Raw genomic sequence first — 1,801 nt, 5'->3', positions numbered from 1 at the left:
TCAAAAGCCGACGACCACTATCGGGCCAGAGCTCGACGATGCCCCATGACGCTCGCCGCGTCGCGCTCCAAACTATTCCGGGCAGGAATGACAGCTATCACCCGGTGCTGCCTTCTGCGGATTCACGCTTGCCCTGAAGATCCAGAGGCCCTCTCCCTTTTTTACTTTTTCAGGTAACGCGCAATGAATACGCTCTTCACCCCGACTCAGGTCGGCCCCTATCCGCTCGCTCACCGCGTCGTCATGGCGCCGCTCACACGGATGCGCACCGACGCGCACAACGTTCCCGGCGATCTGATGGTCGATTACTACGCACAGCGCGCCTCGTCGGGGGGGCTGCTGATTTCCGACGCAACCTCCGTGTCGCCGCTCGGCTTCGCTTATGTGGATGCGCCGGGCATCTACACCGAAGCACATGCACACGGCTGGCGACGTGTTGTCGACGCCGTCCACGCGAAAGGAGGACGCATCTTCGTGCAGCTGTGGCATGCGGGACGACAGGCGCATCCCGCCAACATCGGCGCAGAATTGCCGATCGCGCCTTCTGCCGTACGCGCCTATGAACACTCGGCGATCCACGACGAAAATGGCCAGGTCATTGAAGTCGAACAGGTGCTCCCCCGGGCACTCGCGCTGGAAGAAATTCCCGGCGTGATCGAAGAATTCCGTCACGCAGCGGCGCTGGCGAAACAGGCGGGTTTCGATGGTGTCGAACTGCATGCCGCCAATGGTTACCTGCCCGACCAGTTTCTGCGGGACGGCTCGAATCACCGTACGGACGCATATGGCGGCTCGCTCGAGAACCGCGCACGCTTTCTGTTCGAGGTGCTCGATGCAATCGGTTCGGTGTGGGAGGCCGGCCGCATCGCGGTCCGTCTTTCGCCCGGGAGTTCGTACGGCACGATGTCCGACAGCGATCCGCATGCCACGTTCGGCTATGTCGCGCGTCGTCTGGATGGCCATGGGCTCGCTTATCTGCATGTGGTCGAGCCGCGCGTGCGCGGTAACGATGACGTCGCCGCCGCGGCATCGGCGGTCTCGGCGAAAGACTTGCGGCGCGTGTTCAACGGCACGCTCATCGCGGCGGGCGGCTTCACCGCGGATAGCGCGCATCGCATGATCGAGGCAGGTGACGCCGATCTCGTCGCATTCGGGCGCCTGTTCATCTCCAATCCGGATCTGCCCGAACGACTGCGCGTCGGGGCGCCGCTCAACCACTACGACCGCTCGACGTTCTATGGCGGCGATGCACGCGGCTACACCGATTATTCGTTCCATGGCCCGGCGCCGGTCATCTGAACCAGCCTGCACGCGCGGCTGGTTTGCTTTTACGAATCGTTTCCGTGGGCGTGCGTGCCATTCCGCCGGCAAGAACCGATCGCCCGCAGTTTCATCGGCCACGTGGTCCGACGCGCTAGACTTAAGCCTTTGCGCCTTGGCACATCCCAACCACGACACGGACTTCACGGTCCTTCACGGAGAAGCAGCGGCATGGACCGGATGGCAGCAATGGAAACGTACGTCAGCGTCGTGGAGGCAGGCTCGTTCTCGGCCGCCGCCAAGCGACTCAAACTCGGGCAGCCGGCCGTCTCGAAGTCGATCGCGCAACTCGAGGCGCGGCTCGGCGTGCGACTTCTTTTGCGCTCGACACGCGGGCTGACGCCCACCGATGCCGGTCAGCGCTTCTACGAGCACGCGAGACGCGCCATCGAAGAAGTCGATCTTGCCGAGCAGGTCGCGCGCGATGCGTCTACCGGATTGGCCGGCGTGCTGCGCATCAGCGCCGCCGTGACCTTCGCGC

The 1,801-nt window shown here is 63.9% G+C and carries 2 protein-coding genes; both read left to right on the top strand.

The features are described from left to right. The first annotated feature begins 183 nt into the window (after positions 1-183). Complete coding sequence (locus tag JMF90_RS35510) at positions 184-1,299, top strand: alkene reductase (RefSeq protein ID WP_201317293.1); 1,116 nt, start codon at positions 184-186, stop codon at positions 1,297-1,299. Positions 1,300-1,491: 192 nt separating this feature from the next. After that, positions 1,492-1,801 (top strand): LysR family transcriptional regulator (locus JMF90_RS35505; RefSeq protein WP_201326199.1); only part of this gene is annotated, 310 nt, incomplete at its 3' end.

Origin of the sequence: Burkholderia sp. E168m23 (assembly GCF_016586125.1) — a bacterium.
Lineage (GTDB): Bacteria > Pseudomonadota > Gammaproteobacteria > Burkholderiales > Burkholderiaceae > Burkholderia > Burkholderia orbicola.
The sequence above is the reverse complement of the archived record's forward strand: the minus strand, read 5'-3'. Positions and strand labels throughout refer to the sequence as shown.